Here is a 17,080-nt window from a genome sequence, read left to right on the forward strand (position 1 = left end):
TACGAGTCCCCCTGCCTGCCCCCCAGGTGACGACCTGCCCCGGACCTCCGGGCCAGGAGTCTCCCCTCGGGAGGTGCCCGGGCACCTCCAGCGGGAAGGGTAACACGGTTGCTCAGCCGGGCAGTCGCGCTGGCACGGGCCGATGATCAGCCCCATCCAGAACCCGCGGCGGCGGATGAAGCGCCCCTGAAAGGGGACAGGGCCCTGCTTCCGACTCCCCGCGCACCCGGCGTATCGTCGCGGCCATGAGCGAGTCCACTCGAAACCGCCCGCCCCAGGGGCAGGTCGCCTACGACGACGTGGACGACCTCATCCGCACCGCCACGCGGATGATGCAGAAGGACGCCGCGCCGGAGACGCTCACCACCGACGACCTCAAGCGCATCGGCGAGGAGCTGGACATCCCAGGCCGGTACATCGACCAGGCGATGGCGGCCCTGGCGCAGCGCCACCAGGAGCAGGAGCAGGCCCGGCGCGAGGAGGAGGCCGCCGCGAAGGCACGGCGGGAGCGGCTCGGCCGGCGCCTGCGGCTGGGCGCCATCGTCGCCGCGAGCCTCGCGGGCGTGGCCGGGCTGAGCGGGCTGTCCATGCGCAACGGCCTGAACACCACGTTGCAAGAGGTGACGCGCCAGCGCGCGCAGGTGCGCAACGTGCTGGAGCGCCGCGTGGAGGTGGAGAAGCGGTACACCACCGCCATCCCCGGCCCGGAGCGCGACGCGCAGATCTCCGGGGCGGACAACCGGGTGGCGGTGGAGAAGCGCCGCTACGACGGGCTGGCCACGCAATACAACGCCGCCGCGTCCGCGTTCCCCCAGTCCTGGGTGGTGGGCCTCACCGGGCTCCCCTCCTCCGTGCCCCTGTCCACCGACGTGGGCACGTGGTGAGCCCCGTCACGGCGTGGTGAACAGGGAGCTGAGGGCGTCCGCGGAGGCGTAGGGCAGCCGCTCGGCGGAGCCGAACGGCTCGCGCTCGACGTCGTAGTTGGGCGCGTCCACCGCCGTCACACGCAGGTAGTGGATGGAGGCCGGAGCCAGCGTCCCGGCCGGCAGCCGCACCTGCGTGGCCGAGCCGGGCAGGTAGAAGCGCGCCTGCGTGGTCGCGGAGGTCTGCCCGGTCGGGAACCGGTAGAGGGTCATCCGGTACGCCGAGGGCGAGCCCATGGACGGCGGCAGCCAGGAGATGACGGGGCTGACGGTGCCCACCTCGCGCTGCACGCTCGCCGCAATCCCGTCGATGCTCAGCGAGCGGGGCGACGTCACGCGCGGCAGCAGCGGACCGGCCACGAGGTTCTCCAGCCGGTCAGACGTGCTGATGCTACCGCTGACGGTGTACTGGGTGGGGCTGCCGGCGACGGTGCCCACCACCCGGAACGAGTACCCCGTGGTACCCACCACGCCCCAGGTGGTGGGGAATGGGTTGCCATACGTCAGCCGGCGCGTGAGGTTGAACGAGGCGCCCGCTGGCAGCAGGAGGTTGAGCAGCTCGCCCGAATAGCCAATCCAACCGTTCGTCAGGCCATGCGCGGCGGGAACGATGCTGAACGTGGACGTGCCGAGCGTGGCCGCCGGATGCACCTCCGAGGCCCGGATGGTGTACTCGGGCAGGCGCCACTCGATGGGGAGCTCCGTCATGCTCACCGGCTGCATCACCCCGGTGATGGGCAGAGCGGTGGTACCGTTCGGCGTGAAGTTGAAGGCGCTCGTTTCCAGGCCGCGCACCACCGTTTCGTAGGCCAGCGCGCCCCCGTCCGGCAGCGTGCCCGCGTCCATCTGCCCGAGCTGACTCACGTACAGCTTGTCTCCGGCGCTCGCGTTGAAGACGGGCATGTTGCCCATGTAATTGGGCAGCGAGGCCTGGTTGGTCACGAGGCTCGTCTGGCCCGCGGCAACCCCTCCTGGAAATTCCATCTCGCCGAACACCTCCACCTGGCCGGACGCCACCGCCACGCTGGAGCCCGGCAAGTAGGAGCTCTTGTATGGCGTCCACGGCGCCAGCCCCGACAGGTTCAACTGCAGCGGCGTCTCGTACTGCGAGGTGAAGACGGTGTCCGCCCGTCCCAACCGGTTGGTGCCCAGCTCCACCTGCCGCTCGTCCGTGACGATGTAGCTGGTACCCGTCTTCAGGTAGTACGCGCCAGAGGGCACGCCGGTGAACTGGTAGCCGCCGGCCACCGCCGTGCCGGTGATGCGGGTGAACGTCAACCCGTTGGGGACGAGCACCTCGGGAGGGCTCGCCGACATGTCATTGGGCCGCGTCGCCACGCCCGCCGCCGTGTGGAAGCGCGTGGAGCTCGTCACCAGCACCGTGTTGCTGGGCGTGCCGGCATCGGTGTCGCAGCCGGCGGCCAGCTCCACGCCCATCCACGTCCCATCTCCCGCCTGCCCGGGGTCCACCACCACCACCGGGGGAAGTCCCTCGTCGGACTCCGGCGCGGTGCCGGGCTCACCGCCAGCGCAGCCAAGCCACGTGGCAACGGCGGGTACGACGAGGAACGAGAAGCGACGCAAGTGCATGGGACCTCCAGGGTTCCGACAGGGGGGCGTGCACCCTAGCGAAATCCCAGACAGCCCAGAAATGCGGGCTCATACCTGTTATCGCGGTAGAGCCGGACCCGGGCGCGGGGTGCCACGGGACACCGGCGCCACTCAGCGGCGGCGGCGCGCGGGCACCTTGGGCCGGCGGAGGTCCTCCTCCTTCGTCGGCAGCTTCGGCCCCGAAGCGAGGTCGAACTCGTAGGTGCCGCCGAGCAGGACTCTGAACTGGTAGATCTCACTCAACTCCGGCGTCACCGCCACGCCCGCGACGGCCTCCAGTACCAGGCCGGGGAAGGCCTCGTGGCGCAGCACGGGGATGATTTCCACCTGCGTGGCGTTGTCGCGCCACACCGGCGTAATCACATCCTCGAAGTAGATGCGGCTGACCACCTCCAGCCCCAGCATGGTGAACTTGTCGAGGTTGTACGTGCCGGCCAGCGATACCTGCACCGCGTCCGGGACGTCGAAGTCGGGCTGCGGGTCCCTGTCCCGCGTGCCCTGGTGGAAGTAGCCGCCGTTGAGCATGAAGCGCAGGTCCTTCGTCGCGCGGAACTCGCCGATGAGGGTGCCCTCCCAGTCCCAGGTGCCGTCCGACAGGCTGGGGATGATGCCGTCCTCGTCGCTGGGGCCCGTGGGCAGCGTGACGCGCCCGTAGACGCCCAGCGCCACCTTCGGCGTCTTCAGGAAGGACCACTGCAACCCCACGGGGATGTCACCGAAGGCGAGCTCGAACTCGTCCTCTCCCGGGAGGCCCAGCGCGAGCAGCTCCAGGTAGAGGTTGACCTCCAGGTTGTCGAGGATGCCGAAGCGCAAGCTCGGCGAGATCTGCTGGTAGGGCTGCGACTCTTCGAAGTCGAGCGCGAAGAAGCCCTGGTACCGCAGGCCCAGCTCCAGGTTGTCGCTCCGGGTGGTCTCCGCGGTGCGAGTGATGATGGCGCGATAGGGCCGGGCCTGGGCACGAGGAGCCACGAGACACACGGCGGCGAGGACGAAGACGAGCAGTCGGGTGTGCATGCCGACGGACGCTAGCGCGCGTCACCGCGCCGGAGCACCGCGCTCCGGCGCCCAACCGACTGGGCCCTGCACTTCTGCAACACCGGCGGAACGCGCCACTCAGTTGCGTGTGTGCACCGTCACGTGGGCGGACAGGCCCGCACGCAGGGTGAGTCCTTCCGGCGGGTGGCTCCAGGCGATGCGCACGGGCACGCGCTGCACCACCTTCACGAAGTTGCCCGAGGCATTGTCCGGCGGCAGCAGCGAGAAGCGCGCGCCGGTGCCACCCGACAGGCTCTCCACGCGGCCCTCCAGCGTCTTGCCGGAGTACGCGTCCACCTCCACCTCCACCACCTGGCCCGGCTTCATGTCGCCCACCTGGGTCTCCTTGAAGTTGGCCACCACGTACGTCTGCGTGGGCACCAGCTCCGCCACCAGCTGGCCGGCGCCGAGGAACTGTCCTTCATGGACGGAGAGCCGCGACACCTGCCCGTCCGAGGGCGCGAGCACGCGGGTGTAGTCCAGCCGCAGCTTCGCCTGCTCCAGCGTCGCCTCGGCCGCCTTCACCCGGGCATGGGCGAGCGCCGCGCTGGCCTGCGCAGTGGCAATCTTCGAGTCGATGGGCGCGCTCTGGTCGAGCTGCCCCTGGGCCTCGGCCACCTTGCCCTGGGCCATGCGGCGGCTCTCCTCGGCGGCGGTGAGCTGCGCGCGCGCACCCTCCACCGCGGCCTTCGCGGTGTCGGAGCCTGCCTGGGCGTCGTCCAGCGACTGCTGCGCCACCACGTTCTGCTCGCGCAGCGTCTTCGCGCGCTGCAAATCCAGCTCGGCCTTGCGCGCCTGGGCCTCCGCGCGGCTGAGGGCCGCCCGGGCCGCGGCCACCTGGGCCTCGGCGCCGCCCGCCGCCGCCGCGCTGGTGGACATCTGGGCGCGCGCCGTGGAGAAGCCGCCCCTGGCGCCCGCCGTCGTCACCGCCACCTGCGCATCCGCCGAGTCCGCCTGGGCGCGCGCGGACTCCAGCTCCGCCTCCGCCTGCTTGACCTGGGCGGCGTACTCGCGAGCGTCCAACTCCACGAGCACGTCACCCTTGTGCACCACCGTGTTGTCCGCCACCGCCACGCGCAGCACGGGGCCGGACACACGCACGGCCAGCGGCACCACGTCCGCCTCCACCTGCGCGTCGTCGGTGGCCTCCTGGCCGGCGGTGAGGACCTTGAACCCACCGATGAGCAGCAGCACCGCCGTCACGACGCCAGCGAGGATGAGGTAGGCGCGCTTGCCGCTCCGGCGCGGGGCCGGCGGGGCCTTGGGCGGACTCTCGGGAGTGACGAGCTGGGGAGCCGAGGAAGGAGTCGACATCTTCATATCTCCACGTCGATGTGCGGCTTCTCACCGGAAGCCGGGCCACCCTTGGGGGCCTTGAGTAGGAAAACCAGGGGCAGCACCACCACGAAGAGCAGCGCCGCCAGCACGAAGAGCTTGTCGAAGGCGAGCACCGCCGCCTGCCGCGCGACGGTGCCGGCCATCATGCGGAGCCCCAGCGCCTGGGCGCTCAGTGCGTCCATGCCCGTGCCGGCCAGGCCCTTCTGCATCGCCGCCATCCGGGTGGCCACCTCCAGCCGGTCCGGCGTGAGGTGCGCGGAGACGGCGGCCGTGGCGTGCACGGTGAAGCGGGACAGCAGCGTCGCGAAGATGGCCAGGCCGATGGAGCCGCCCACCTGCCGCAGCAGGGAGTTGAGGCCGGTGGCATCCGCCATCCGCTCGCGCGGCACCTTCGACAGCGCCACGGTGGAGAGCGGGACGAACAGCAGGCTGAAGCCCACGCCCTGGAGGGCAATCGCGAAGATGATGTTGTTCGTCCCCGTCTGCAGCGAGAAGTGGCTCATCTGGAACGCGCCCAGGCCGGTGAGCACCACGCCCGTCAGGATGAGCGCCCGCGGCGGAATGCGCCGGTAGAGGCGCCCGACGATGGGCATCATCACCATCATCACCAGCGTGCGCGGCATCAGCGCCAGCCCGGACTGGGTGGCGGTGAAGCCCAGCAGCTCCTGCATGAACAGCGGCAGCAGGAACATGCTTGCCATGAGGATGGAGAACACCAGCGCGTTGAACACCGTGCCCGAGGCGAACACCGGGTCCTTGAACAGCCGCAGGTTGACGGCGGGCACCTCCGCGGTCAGCTCCCGGATGACGAAGGCCGCCAGGCAGGTGAGGGACACCAGGGTGCACGCGGTGATGACGCCGGACTCGAACCAGTCATGGCTCTGCCCTTCCTCCAGGAGGTACTGGAGCGAGGCCAGCCCCACGCACAGCAGGATGATGCCGGCCCAGTCCATGTGCTTGCGCTGACGCTCGGCCTCGGCGCGCGCGAAGGTCCGCAGCTCCTCGTCCTCCTGGACGAAGCGCGCCACCATGAAGAATCCAAGGATTCCCACCGGGATGTTGATGAAGAAGATCCAGGACCAGTGGAGGTTGTCGACGATGAGGCCGCCCAGCGTGGGACCGATGGCCGGGCCCACCATGACGGCCATGGCGAACAGCGCCATCGCAGTGCCCTGCTCCTCGGGAGGGAAGGTCTGCCGGAGGATGGCCTGCTCGGTGGGCTGGAGCGCTCCTGCGCCCAGGCCCTGGACGAAGCGGAAGAGGACCAGCGAGGGCAGGTTCCACGCGAGGCCGCAAAGGAACGAGCCCACGACGAACAGCAGCAGGCACCCCAGGTACACGCGCTTCTGACCGAAGAGGCGTCCGAGGAAGCCCGTCAGCGGCATCACCATCACCGTGGCGATGACGAAGCCCGTCGTCGTCCAGGTGATTTCCTGCACCGTGGCGCCCACCGAGCCACGCAATTGGGGCATGGCCACGTTGACGATGGACGAGTCGATGGCGCCCATCAGCGTGCCGAACGTCACCGACAGCGTGACGAGCCACTTGTTCGTCACCTTGCGCGGAACCGGGACGGCCACCGGAGGATTGAGGGCGATGGTGGAAGCCATGGCGTCAGACCTCCACACCCTTCAGGAAGACGCGCGACAGCTCCTCCAGGCTCCTCTTCATGCCACCACCGCCCTGGCTGTCCCCGAGTTCCTGATGGAAGACGGCGCTCAGCATGCCCATCAGCAGCGTGGGGTAGAGCGCCTGGCCCTCGGGGCGCACCTGCCCGGCGCGCACGCCGCGGCTGACGAGCGTCTCCAGTCGCTTGTGCAGCTCGGCCCGTGACGGGCTCTGGCCGTGTTTCTTCTGGACCAGTTCCTCCGACTGCATGAGGACGCGAAGGAAGCCGCCGTGCTCGGCGACATGGTCCGCCAGCGCGGCGAGAAAGGTGGCGAGCTGCTCGCGGAAGGGGCGTCCCTGAGACTCGGCGAGCGCGGCGTCCAGCCGCTTCAGCAGCGCCTCGCGGCGGCGCTTCAGCAGCGCGTCCAACAGCGCGGCGCGGTCGTCGAAGTGGTTGTAGAGCGTGCCCACGGACACGCCCGCCCGCTCGGCGATGGTCTCCATGCGCGCCGCGGTCAGTCCCTGCTCAGCGAACACCTCCGCCGCGGCCACCAGGATGGCGTCGGCGGTGGCCTCTTTCAGCCGGGAGCGGAGATTCTGAGCCGGCTTTCTACTTTTTGAATCTCGATTCAGCATCTGAATCCTATTTACAGCATGGGGCGGCGGCGTCAATCCGCACGGGTGGTACGTGCCGGCAGCCGGACGACGCGGCCGCCTGGGCTCCAGGCAGGCAGCCGGGGATTCCGCTCACGACCAGGGTGAACCCTGGCTGGAACGGGCGTGCCCGGGGTGCCAAGACGCGACAAGCCCGTACACCCGGGCGGCCTTCCCGGGCGGTCGCCCCGTGGAAGGAACGTTCCTTCCGCCGCCACTCCTGGCCGGGGGGCGGCCAACCCACGGAATGAACGTTCCTTCCGCTGGAGCTCGGTCGGCAAAACGGCCCTCGCCCGCAAAGACAGACGTGGCGCGACGCGACAAAAAGAAAGGCCCGGGCTCACGAAGAGTCCGGGCCTCCTGTCTTCAGCGAGACGACCTACGGGTGCGAGTTGCTGCTCCAGCAGGTTTTGTACGCGTCATAGCCGCAGAAGTTGTTCGCGTAGGCGTTGCACTGCCCGTACGCGACGGACTGGAGGGCCCACATCCACTCGCTGGAGCTGCGGCACTTCCACGAACAGGTGCGGCCGCCGTTGTCCCAGCCGGCACAGTTGGCGGTCCACAGCGCGTTGACCTCGCCCTCGACGCGGTCGCGCGTCAGGACGGCCGACGAGGGGTCGGGGAGCTCGGTGGAAGGCTGCGCCGTCTCTTCCGTGCCCTCGGGAGCACCGCCGCAGGCGGAGAGGAGGACCGCGGACACCAGGCCCAGGATGACGTGCCTCATCACGGGATGCTCCAGCAGACGCTGTACGGCTCGCGGCCGCAGTCACGCACCGCGACGTCGTGGCACTGGCCCCAGGCCACGTCGTTGTAGCCGTACCAGTGGCGGAAGTCGTTCGCGGTGCACTTGAACGTGCAGTGACGCGCGCCGTTGTCGTAGCCCTCGCAGATGCCCTGCTCCGTCTCGCCGACCGGCGTCTCGGTGTCCGCCGGCATTTCCTCGGGCGCGCCGCCGCAGGCAGCCAGGAGGCCGCCCAGCGACAGACTGATGATCAAGGTCCTCATTTTCACGGGTGTGTTTCCTCGGGGTGTGTGGACCGGCCACCGGGCCGGCTATTTCAAGATTACCATACTTAAACTCATTTTCTCAATATCCGTGACTGCGACTACATTTATCGACACGTCCGGACTTTGACAATTCACAGACCGTACGAGTAGACCAGCCATCCCCGCCGGTCCTCGTCGCCTCTTCGTCGACCCTGGTTACACGCGGCACAGCTCGGGCGACGGCCGTAACTCCAAACGCACACAGAGGAAGACCCATGAGCCCGAACTGGCATTCGAGCAGTCTCGTCGTGTCTATTGGATGTCTCAGTCTCAGCCTGGCGTGTAGCACCGGAAGTATGGGTGAAGACCCGGGCTCCGAGGTGGCCGGGCAATCCTCCGCCGTGGTGACGGCCACCTTCGAGAGCGGGCTTCCCGGGCTCACCCCGGCGCAGCTGGCCCTGTTCCAGGAGGGACGCCTGGCCTTCGAGGAGGAGGAGGATGCCTCGGACGGCCTCGGCCCGGTCTTCAACGGCAACTCGTGCGCGACGTGCCATGTGCAGGGGGCCATTGGCGGCGCGGGGGAAATCGTGGAGACCCGCTTCGGGAAGAAGAACGCGGACGGCAGCTTCGACCCGCTGGCGCAGAACGGGGGCTCGCTCATCCAGACCGACGGCATCGGCCAGACGTCGCCCCTGTGCAACTTCACCGGCGAGGTGGTGCCCGCCGCGGCCAACGTCGTCTCGGGCCGGCTCACCACGCCGCTCTTCGGGCTGGGGCTCGTGGATGCGGTGCCGGACAGCACCTTCCTCAACCTCGCCAGCGTCCAGCGCCAGTACTACCCGAGCACCGCGGGCCGGGCCAACCTGGTGGACAACCCGCCGCTGGGAAAGAAGACCGTCGGCAAGTTCGGCTGGAAGGCGCAGGTCCCCTCGCTGCTCGTCTTCGCCGCGGACGCCTACCTCAACGAGATGGGCATCACCACGTCCATCTTCCCCACGGACAACTGCCCCAATGGAGACTGCGCGCTGCTCGCGAGCTGCGACCCCGTGCCCGACTCCCAGGGCCCCGAGGACGAGGGTGACGTGGACATGCTGAAGTTCCGTGACTTCATGCAGCTGCACGCCCCGCCGCCCCGGGGCCCCAGCACCCCGGACTCCATCGACGGCGAGGACCTCTTCTATTGGATTGGCTGCACCGACTGCCACGAGCCGTCGCTGACCACGGGCCCGAACAGCATCGCCGCCCTCAACAAGAAGTCCTTCTTCCCGTACTCGGACTTCCTCCTGCACGACATGGGCCCCCTCGGGGACGGAATCGTGCAGAACGGGGCCGGGGCCAACGACATCCGCACGGCGCCGCTCTGGGGCGCGCGGGTCCGCACGCGCTTCCTCCACGACGGCCGCGCGCACAACGTCCGGGACGCCATCCTCGCCCATGCCGGCCAGGGCAAGGCCGCGCGCGACCTCTTCGCGAACTACCTCTTCGAGGATGAGCGGGTGGCCATCATCGCCTTCATCAACACCCTGTAGGCCGTTCGCGCGGAGAGCGCCCAGAGGCACCATGCTCTCCGCGTGTCCCACGCCCCCACCGAGCGCCGTACTACCGGCGCTCGCTGTCGAGGTGGCGCATCTGCTCCTCCCCGTAGCGGTCGCCGGAAACCTTCACCAGCGACTCCAGGGCCGCGGCGTCCTCCTTCGACAGCGGCCGGGACAGCGCGCCCAACGCGTCCTCGAGCTGCGCCACCGTCTTCGAGCCCACCACGGGGACGAAGGCCGGCTGGCGCGCGAGCACCCAGGCAATCGCGAGCTGCCCCGGGGTCATCTTCCGCTCCTGGGCGAAGCGCTGGATGGCGGCGACCGCATCCTCGTTCTTCTCGCCGTTGGCGCCGGTGAAGCGCGGCAGGTACGCGCGGTAGTCGCCCTTCCCCTTCGGCTTGCTCCCGGACAGCAGCCCTCGCGAGAGGACGCCGTAGAGCGTCGCGCTGATGCCCAGCTCCTTGAGCACGGGGAAGATTTCAGCCTCGGGGCCGCGGGTCGACACCGCGTATTCAATCTGCAGGTCCGCGATGGGGTGGACGCGGTGCGCGCGGCGGAGGGTCTCCACGCCCACCTCGGACAGGCCGATGTGGCGCACGTAGCCCGCCTTCACCAGGTCCGAGATGGCGCCGACGGTGTCCTCGATGGGGACGGCCGGGTCCAGCCGCGCGGGGCGGTAGATGTCGATGACCTCCACCCCCAGCCGCTTCAGGCTGTAGGCCACGAAGTTCTTCACCGCCGCGGGGCGCGTGTCCATGCCGCCCCAGCTGTTGTCCGGCCCGCGCAGCGCTCCGAACTTCACCGAGAGCTGGACCTTCTCCCGCCGGCCAGAGATTGCGCGTCCCACGAGCATCTCGTTGTGGCCCATCCCGTAGAAGTCCCCGGTGTCGATGAGCGTGACACCCCGGTCGATGGCCGTCTGGATGGTGCGGATGCTCTCCGCGTCATCCGTCGCCCCGTACATGCCCGACATGCCCATGCAGCCCAGCCCGAGCGGGAAGACCTCGGGGCCCGTGGAACCCAGCTTCACCGTGCGCTGCGCCTGCTTCGACTCGTTCGTACCCATGTGTCGTCCCTCCGTGTGAGAGGGAGATTCATCATTCGCCATGCTGAAATCCATTGAATAGGATGCATCTCACGCATGAATGACATCTATGGGAGGAACCTGGACCTCAACCTCCTCCGGGTTTTCGTCGTGGTGGCGGAGGCGGGCAGCGTCACGGCGGCGGCGAGCCGCCTGTACCTCACGCAGCCGGCCGTGAGCGCGGCGCTGCGGCGGCTCGCCTCCACGGTGGGCGCGCCGCTCTTCGTCCGCGCGGGACGTGGACTGGCCCTGACGACGCGCGGCGAGCGCCTGCTCGCTTCGGCGCGGCCGCACCTGGGGGCGCTCGTGGAGGCCGCGCTGACACCGGCGACGTTCGACCCGAAGACGAGTGAGCGCACGGTGCGGCTCGGCCTGTCGGACGTGAACGAGGCCCTGCTCCTTCCGCCCCTGCTCCGCATCCTCGCCACGGAGGCGCCGCGCATGCGACTCGTGGTGCTCCCGGTGCAGTTCCGCACCGTCGCCGACGCGCTGACCACCTCGGCGGTGGACCTCGCGGTGACGGTGGCGGACGAATTGCCGGCGGGCACCCGGCGCTTGGCGCTCTTGAAAGGGGGCTTCGTGTGCCTCTTCGACCCGCGCCACGCCCGCGTCGGCAAGCGCCTCACCCTGGAGCGCTACCTGGAGCACGAGCACATCATCGTCTCCTACAACGGAGACCTGCGCGGCGTCGTCGAGGACCACTTCGACGTCCAGCGTCGGGTGCGGGTGTCGGTGCCGACGTTCCAGAGCATCGGAGCCCTGCTGGACGGCAGCGACCTGCTCGCCACGGTGCCCCTCATGGTTGCCAGGGACATCCTCTCTTTGCGCCCGCATCTGAAAACGACGGCGGTGCCGCTCCCCCTGGGGGGCACGGCCATGGAATTGCTCTGGCGGGGTGCCGTCGAGGACGACGAGGCCATCCGCTTCATCCGGGAGCGCGTGGTGGAGGTGACGAAGCGCCTGAAGCTCGGCGACTGAGCGCCCCAGCCGCGCGAGGTCCGGAACGCCTCGGGTGGCGCCCCGCCCGGGAGTGGTAGCCTGCGCCTCGTGGCGCACGCACCCGACGACGACGAGCAGGAGGGCGGAGACCCCACGGTCTCCCTCATGAAGGCCCGGTCCGGCCCGACGCGGCTGAAGCTGCTGGTGCTGTCCGGGCCCCAGGTGGGCCGGAGCCACCCGCTGGCCCCTGGCGAGTACCGCCTGGGCAAGTCCCCCGAGTGCGACATCGTCCTCAACGACAAGGCCATCTCGCGCCAGCACCTGCGCCTGGACGTGTCCGAGGTCGGCGTGAAGGCCACCGACCTGGACTCGCACAACGGCTCCTTCTGCGAGGGCATGCGCTTCTCCGAGCTGGAGGTGCGCCCGGGCGCGGTGCTCCGGCTCGGCTCCACCGAGCTGAAGCTGGTCCCCGAGGGCTCGCGCGAGCGCGTCATTCCCCCGTCGGACAGCACCCGCTTCGGCGGACTCGTGGGCGAAAGCCGGCGGATGCGCGAGGTCTTCACGCTGCTGGAGCGGCTGGCCCCGGGCGGCGCGGACGTGCTCATCCAGGGAGAGACGGGCACCGGCAAGGAGCTGTGCGCGGAGGCCATCCATGCGCAGGGCCCGCGCGCCAGGGGGCCCTTCGTCATCGTGGACCTCGCCGGCATCGCCCCCACCCTCATCGAGTCCGAGCTCTTCGGCCACGTGAAGGGCGCCTTCACCGGCGCGCAGGCGGACCGGGCGGGCGCCTTCGAGCGCGCCGCCGGAGGCACCGTCTTCCTCGACGAGGTGGGCGAATTGCCGCCCGAAGTCCAGCCCCGCCTGCTGCGCGTGCTGGAGCGGCGGCAGGTGAAGCGGGTGGGCGCCAATGACTACCGGGCCCTGGACGTGCGGGTGCTGGCCGCCACGCATGTCGATTTGGAGAAGGCGGTGCAGGAGGGCCGCTTCCGCGCGGACCTGTTCCACCGGCTCGCGGTGCTGCGGGTGACGCTGCCCCCTCTGCGCGAGCGGCCAGAGGACGTGCCGCTGCTCATCGACACCGTGCTGGAGCGGCTCGGCCGTCCCACCGGCGCCCTGTCGGACGCGACGCGCGCGCTGCTCCTCCAGTACCCGTGGCCGGGCAACGTGCGCGAACTGCGCAACGTGGTGGAGCAGGTGGTGAACCTCGGCGAGGAGGCACTGCCGGACATGGAGCGCGCCCCCACGCCCGCCATGGAGCGCACCGCCTCGCTGGACCTGCCCTTCAAGGAAGCCAAGGAGCGACTCATCGAGGGCTTCGAGCGCGACTACCTGCGCGGCCTCATCGAGCGCTGCGGCGGCAACATCTCCCGCGCCGCGCGCGAGGCCGGCATCGCCCGGCTCTACCTGCGCAAGCTGCTCCACAAGCACGGGCTCTCCGCCCGCGACACGGACGAGTGACTCACCGCCGCCGCGACTGCTTCGGAGCTCGCGGAGGCGGCGGCGGAGGCGTGTCCTGGGGAAGTGAGTCGATCCAGGCCTGGACCTCCCCGGCCTGCGCGGCGCGGCCGGACGCGGTGAAGTGCGCCTGCGCACGGGTGGCCTCGGCCCGAGCCTCCTGCGACTGCCCCTCCTTCCAGAGCGCGTGCGCGAGCGCAAAGCCCGACTCGGCCAGCGAGTCCTCCTGGGCCTCCGTGAAGGACACGGCCCGCCGCAACGGCTCCAGCGCCTCGCGCGTGCGCCCCAGGCCCAGCAGCGCCTGTCCGACGCCGTCGTACGAGTACTGGAGGTCCTCGTCCCCTTCCTCCAGCTGCTTCCGCTTCACGGCCAGCGCCTCCTCGTACACCTTCAGCGCCTCGTCGTAGCGCTTCAGCGCGAGCAGGCTCATGCCCTCCTCGTCCAGCGCCTCGGCCACGGCCAGGTGCTCGTTGCCGAGCAGCGTCCGCTGGAGGCCCACCAGCACCCGGGCATGCTCCAGCGCCTGGGGAAACTCCCTCAGCTCGCGCAGCGCCATGGACAGGGCCAGGTGCCGGCGCGCCACGTCCGCGTGCACCGGCCCCACCGCGGCCTCCGTCTGGCGGAGGGCCTCCTCCAGCACGGGCTTCGCCTCGGCGGCGGCGCCCATTTCCAGCAGCGTGCGCCCCAGCGTGAAGGCCACGCGGGCCCGCTTGGGGTGCCCCGGTGGCAGCGCTCGTGAGAGCTTCTCGGACGCCTTCTCCAGGAAGACTCGCGCCTCCTGGGGCGCCTCGCGCATGAGGGCGAGGTTGGCCTGATTCACCAGCAGGTCGCCCTCCAACACCGCGTCCCCGCCGAGCCGCTGGAGCGTCGCCTCGCCCAACTGCGCCCAGCGCGCGGCATTCTCGAAGCGCTTCCGCTCGCCCTCCACATAGAGGAGCTTGTTGAGCGCGGAGACCTTCAGCCGGTCGGCCCGCCCCGCCTCGGCGTCGAACACGGCGCGCTCCAGCAGCCCCGCGCCCTGCTCCTTCTCGCCCAGCACCGCCTGGAGCCAGCCCAGGTGGAAGCGCAGCTCCGCCATCAGCGGCAGGTAGCCCGTGGCCAGCACCTGCGCCTCCAGCGCCCCCGCCTGCTCCCGCGCGGGCTTGAAGCGGCTCAAATCCAGCAGCGCCTTCACCTCGGAGACCTTGCCCTCCAGCCGCTCCAGCTCCGCGCGCCGCTCCGGGTCCGCTGGCCGGGGCTGTTGGCCGGACAGCGCATCCAGGTCGGCGCAGTCGTTGGGCGAGGGCAGCGCGTACACGGCGTCCAGCGACTTCTCCACGCCCGCGCGGTCCGCGCCCGCCAGGGCGTCCACCAGCGCCCGCAAATCCTTCCGCCGACGCTCCAGGCACACCACCCGCTGTGACAGCAGGGCCTCCGTCTGCACCTGCCGCACCCGCGTGTCCTCGCACGCCTCGGTGTGCTGCCGCGCCCACGCCCCCGCATAGGCGTCCAGCGCAGCGCCCACGCGCCGGGCCAGCTCACCGGCCACCGGGCTGCCCGTAGCCTCGAAGGCCGCCGACACCCGCTGTCGCGCCGACGGGCCCCACGTGTCCGCCACCAGCCCCTCCGCCCCCGCGCACACCTGTGAGCTCCACCACGTGCCCGCGCCCACGACGCCCAGCACGCCCGCCAGCGCCACACCGAGGCCCATTCGCCTGCGCCGCCGCGACAGCACCTGCTCCTGCGACAGCGCCTCCAGCAGCGCGTCCATGGAGGCGAAGCGGCCCTCCGGCTCCAGGGACAGCCCGCGCATCACCGCGCGCCGCACCCAGGCGGGCACCTTCGCGTCGCGCGGCGGCTCCTGGATGGGGGACGCGGGCTGCACCGTCCCGGGCCGCTCCAGCGACACCGTCGCCCCCGGTGCACTCGGCTCCTTCGGCTTCAGCGCCGCGGCGGCCCGCGACAGCTGCTCCGGGTCGAAGGGGCGCTGTCCGTAGAGGGCCCGGTACAGCGCCGCGCAGAAGCTGAACTGGTCCGAGCGCGCGTCCACCGCGCTCCCCCGGAACTGCTCCGGAGACATGAAGGCCGGCGTGCCCATCACCACGCCGGACTGAGTGAGCGGCTCGTGCAGCGACGGGGAGAGGCGCGCGAGGGCACCGGGCACGGCCTCCTCCGGAGTGGCGTCCCCCACCGCGCGGGCCAGACCGAAGTCGGTGACGAAGACGCGCTCGTCGCGCCCCACCAGCACGTTGGCGGGCTTGAAGTCGCGGTGCACCAGCCCCGCCGCATGCGCGGCCACCAGCCCCCGCCCCGCGGCGAGGTACTTCTCCAGCACCTCACGCCAGGAGCGGGGCTGCGCCTGCATCCAGTCGCGCAGCGTGCCCCCGTCCACCAACTCCATGGCTACGTAGACCTGGCCGTCCCAGGGGGCCGCCTCGAAGACGGGGATGACATTGGGGTGGGAGATGCGAGCCATGGCCTGCGCCTCGCGCAGCAGGCGCGCGTGCCCCGCCTCCAGGTCCGCGCCCTCGCCCGTCACGCGCAGCAGCTTGAGCGCCACCTTCCGGTCCAGGTCCGGGTCATAGGCCGCGTACACCACGCCCATGCCGCCCTGCCCCAGCACCTTCAATGGGATGAAGCGCCCCACCCGCTCGCCCCCCGGCCGCCGGAGCCCGGAAGTCCCACCGGGAAAAGGCGTCGGCGCCGTGTTCGGGCCCGCGCGTGGTGGAGCAGGCACGGCGACAGCCGACTGCGATTGCGTCTCCGTGTGCTCCGGCGCCAGGTCGGGCGCGGAGCCCCAGTCATCACTGTCCTGCATGGCCCGCAGTGTAGCCGCATGTGTCGGGTGCGCCCCACACCCGGGCCCCCGGGGCTATCGACTTTCTTCGGGAAACGATAGAAGTCCCGGGACGATGATTTCCCGGCGCTGCCCCCCAGCGCCCCTGCTAGAGGCGGCCATCAGCGTGAAGCTCTCCCCCCACCTGAGTCCCCTGACGACTTCCTTGCGAATTCGCTCTTTCGAGAGGACGTCCCCCGCTCCGACTCCCGCGAAGTCACCCGAGACACCGTCGGCTGGCCCCTCGGCGTACCACCGGGACACCTTCGAGCGGGCCGCCGCCACCCGGAGGGACCTGCCCGCGCTGAGCGTGCCCCCGGCGCGGCTGGCGAACCCCTCTGTCCCCCAGCCCGTAGACGAGGCCGCCGAGGCGAAGGCCCGCCAGCAGTGGCGCGGCGACGACGCGGCCGTCGCGCAGACCACGGAGACCGACTGCGGCGAGGCGAGCCTCACGGAGTTGAGCAAGGCGAAGGGCGCGGCCTCGGGGCCCACCTCCGTCGAGCAGAAGCGCGACGAGGTCCGCGCCACGGCGGCGTCGGCTCAACGGGCCGTGCAGGACCGGTTCGACGTGAATCTGGCGGACGGCGCCCGCCCCGAGGAGATGGGCGCCATGCTGGGCTCCATGGGCGTCGCCGTCACCAAGGGGCTGACGAACTACGACCCGACGGCCATCAGCGACGCGCTGAAGGCGGGCCAGTTCGGCATGGCCATGGTGGACTCCACCACGCTCGCCAACTCCGCGCTCCCGCCCGAGCAGCGCAAGCAGGAGACGGGCGCCCTGCACTGGGTGACCATCGACGGGTACAACCACGGGGAGCTCAGCCATGACCCCATGGACGACAAGTTCCGCGTGAAGGACCCCGTCAACGGCACGTACTGGGTGGGCGCGAAGGACCTCCTGAAGGCCATGGACGTGGCCCGCATCCAGCACCACAACAACGGCGGCATGCTGCTGCTCGAGAACCGGCCGGACGTGACGACGGACGCGCAGCGCGAGGCCCTCTCCCGGAGCAACGCGGAGCAGACGCAGAGCCTCGGCAAGGGCAGTGGCATCGGCAGCAAGCGGCTCAGCGCGAGCGAGTCCAGCTAGGGTGCA

Annotated in this window: 14 protein-coding genes; 5 read left to right on the forward strand and 9 right to left on the reverse strand. The window is 70.5% G+C overall.

The window, feature by feature from the left end; translation table 11 throughout:
* Positions 1 to 245: 245 nt before the first annotated feature.
* Positions 246 to 884 (forward strand): hypothetical protein, encoded by a 639-nt coding sequence (locus OV427_RS07980; protein ID WP_267855509.1) that lies wholly within the window; start codon positions 246 to 248, stop codon positions 882 to 884.
* 6 nt (positions 885 to 890) lie between these two features.
* On the opposite strand, the gene OV427_RS07985 is transcribed toward OV427_RS07980, so the two are convergent.
* From OV427_RS07985 to OV427_RS08015, 7 genes are all read right to left on the reverse strand, one after another.
* A complete protein-coding gene (locus OV427_RS07985; RefSeq protein WP_267855510.1) occupies positions 891 to 2,513 on the reverse strand; it encodes a hypothetical protein in 1,623 nt (540 codons plus the stop codon).
* A 132-nt stretch (positions 2,514 to 2,645) separates the two neighbouring features.
* Complete coding sequence (locus tag OV427_RS07990; RefSeq protein ID WP_267855511.1) at positions 2,646 to 3,548, reverse strand: transporter; 903 nt, start codon at positions 3,546 to 3,548, stop codon at positions 2,646 to 2,648.
* Positions 3,549 to 3,647: 99 nt separating this feature from the next.
* Entirely contained in the window at positions 3,648 to 4,883 is a 1,236-nt protein-coding gene (locus tag OV427_RS07995) for an HlyD family secretion protein (RefSeq protein ID WP_267855512.1), read from the reverse strand.
* A gap of 2 nt (positions 4,884 to 4,885) precedes the next feature.
* The gene (locus tag OV427_RS08000) at positions 4,886 to 6,517 is read right to left on the reverse strand and encodes a DHA2 family efflux MFS transporter permease subunit (protein WP_267855513.1); all 1,632 of its coding nucleotides are present in this window, start codon (positions 6,515 to 6,517) and stop codon (positions 4,886 to 4,888) included.
* Positions 6,518 to 6,521: 4 nt separating this feature from the next.
* Positions 6,522 to 7,151, reverse strand: coding sequence for a TetR/AcrR family transcriptional regulator (locus OV427_RS08005; RefSeq protein ID WP_267855514.1), 630 nt, complete (start codon positions 7,149 to 7,151; stop codon positions 6,522 to 6,524).
* A gap of 397 nt (positions 7,152 to 7,548) precedes the next feature.
* Positions 7,549 to 7,893 carry a hypothetical protein gene (locus tag OV427_RS08010; RefSeq protein WP_267855515.1) on the reverse strand — a complete coding sequence of 115 codons (345 nt, stop codon included), beginning with the start codon at positions 7,891 to 7,893 and terminating at the stop codon, positions 7,549 to 7,551.
* On the reverse strand, positions 7,893 to 8,174 hold the full coding sequence (locus OV427_RS08015; protein WP_267855516.1) for a hypothetical protein: 282 nt from the start codon (positions 8,172 to 8,174) through the stop codon (positions 7,893 to 7,895). The genes OV427_RS08010 and OV427_RS08015 overlap by 1 nt, the downstream gene beginning before the upstream one ends.
* Positions 8,175 to 8,512: 338 nt before the next feature.
* On the opposite strand from OV427_RS08015, the gene OV427_RS08020 reads away from it, so the two are divergent.
* Positions 8,513 to 9,685, forward strand: coding sequence for a di-heme oxidoredictase family protein (locus OV427_RS08020; protein ID WP_267855517.1), 1,173 nt, complete (start codon positions 8,513 to 8,515; stop codon positions 9,683 to 9,685).
* Between the two features lie 70 nt (positions 9,686 to 9,755).
* Here OV427_RS08020 and OV427_RS08025 read toward each other — a convergent pair whose 3' ends face one another.
* Positions 9,756 to 10,757, reverse strand: coding sequence for an aldo/keto reductase (locus OV427_RS08025; RefSeq protein ID WP_267855518.1), 1,002 nt, complete (start codon positions 10,755 to 10,757; stop codon positions 9,756 to 9,758).
* Between the two features lie 75 nt (positions 10,758 to 10,832).
* On the opposite strand from OV427_RS08025, the gene OV427_RS08030 reads away from it, so the two are divergent.
* Both OV427_RS08030 and OV427_RS08035 read left to right on the forward strand, forming a co-directional pair.
* Positions 10,833 to 11,753 (forward strand): LysR family transcriptional regulator, encoded by a 921-nt coding sequence (locus OV427_RS08030; RefSeq protein ID WP_267855519.1) that lies wholly within the window; start codon positions 10,833 to 10,835, stop codon positions 11,751 to 11,753.
* 126 nt (positions 11,754 to 11,879) lie between these two features.
* On the forward strand, positions 11,880 to 13,172 hold the full coding sequence (locus tag OV427_RS08035) for a sigma 54-interacting transcriptional regulator (RefSeq protein WP_267863389.1): 1,293 nt from the start codon (positions 11,880 to 11,882) through the stop codon (positions 13,170 to 13,172).
* A gap of 1 nt (position 13,173) precedes the next feature.
* Here the strand turns inward: OV427_RS08035 and OV427_RS08040 are convergent, their stop codons facing one another.
* Positions 13,174 to 15,966: a serine/threonine-protein kinase gene (locus OV427_RS08040; RefSeq protein ID WP_267855520.1), complete on the reverse strand. Its 2,793-nt coding sequence runs from the start codon at positions 15,964 to 15,966 to the stop codon at positions 13,174 to 13,176.
* Positions 15,967 to 16,150: 184 nt separating this feature from the next.
* Here OV427_RS08040 and OV427_RS08045 point away from each other — a divergent pair, with 184 nt between their 5' ends.
* A complete protein-coding gene (locus OV427_RS08045) occupies positions 16,151 to 17,074 on the forward strand; it encodes a hypothetical protein (protein WP_267855521.1) in 924 nt (307 codons plus the stop codon).
* Positions 17,075 to 17,080 lie beyond the last annotated feature (6 nt).

Source organism: Pyxidicoccus sp. MSG2, assembly GCF_026626705.1.
GTDB lineage: Bacteria > Myxococcota > Myxococcia > Myxococcales > Myxococcaceae > Myxococcus.

Excerpts from the sequence above, each read along its gene's own strand:
- OV427_RS07980 (WP_267855509.1), top strand. The coding sequence starts at position 246 with ATGAGCGAGTCCACTCGAAACCGCCCGCCCCAGGGGCAGGTCGCCTAC.
- OV427_RS07985 (WP_267855510.1), bottom strand. The coding sequence starts at position 2,513 with ATGCACTTGCGTCGCTTCTCGTTCCTCGTCGTACCCGCCGTTGCCACG.
- OV427_RS07990 (WP_267855511.1), bottom strand. The coding sequence starts at position 3,548 with ATGCACACCCGACTGCTCGTCTTCGTCCTCGCCGCCGTGTGTCTCGTG.
- OV427_RS07995 (WP_267855512.1), bottom strand. The coding sequence starts at position 4,883 with ATGTCGACTCCTTCCTCGGCTCCCCAGCTCGTCACTCCCGAGAGTCCG.
- OV427_RS08000 (WP_267855513.1), bottom strand. The coding sequence starts at position 6,517 with ATGGCTTCCACCATCGCCCTCAATCCTCCGGTGGCCGTCCCGGTTCCG.
- OV427_RS08005 (WP_267855514.1), bottom strand. The coding sequence starts at position 7,151 with ATGCTGAATCGAGATTCAAAAAGTAGAAAGCCGGCTCAGAATCTCCGC.
- OV427_RS08010 (WP_267855515.1), bottom strand. The coding sequence starts at position 7,893 with ATGAGGCACGTCATCCTGGGCCTGGTGTCCGCGGTCCTCCTCTCCGCC.
- OV427_RS08015 (WP_267855516.1), bottom strand. The coding sequence starts at position 8,174 with ATGAGGACCTTGATCATCAGTCTGTCGCTGGGCGGCCTCCTGGCTGCC.
- OV427_RS08020 (WP_267855517.1), top strand. The coding sequence starts at position 8,513 with ATGGGTGAAGACCCGGGCTCCGAGGTGGCCGGGCAATCCTCCGCCGTG.
- OV427_RS08025 (WP_267855518.1), bottom strand. The coding sequence starts at position 10,757 with ATGGGTACGAACGAGTCGAAGCAGGCGCAGCGCACGGTGAAGCTGGGT.
- OV427_RS08030 (WP_267855519.1), top strand. The coding sequence starts at position 10,833 with ATGAATGACATCTATGGGAGGAACCTGGACCTCAACCTCCTCCGGGTT.
- OV427_RS08035 (WP_267863389.1), top strand. The coding sequence starts at position 11,880 with ATGAAGGCCCGGTCCGGCCCGACGCGGCTGAAGCTGCTGGTGCTGTCC.
- OV427_RS08040 (WP_267855520.1), bottom strand. The coding sequence starts at position 15,966 with ATGCAGGACAGTGATGACTGGGGCTCCGCGCCCGACCTGGCGCCGGAG.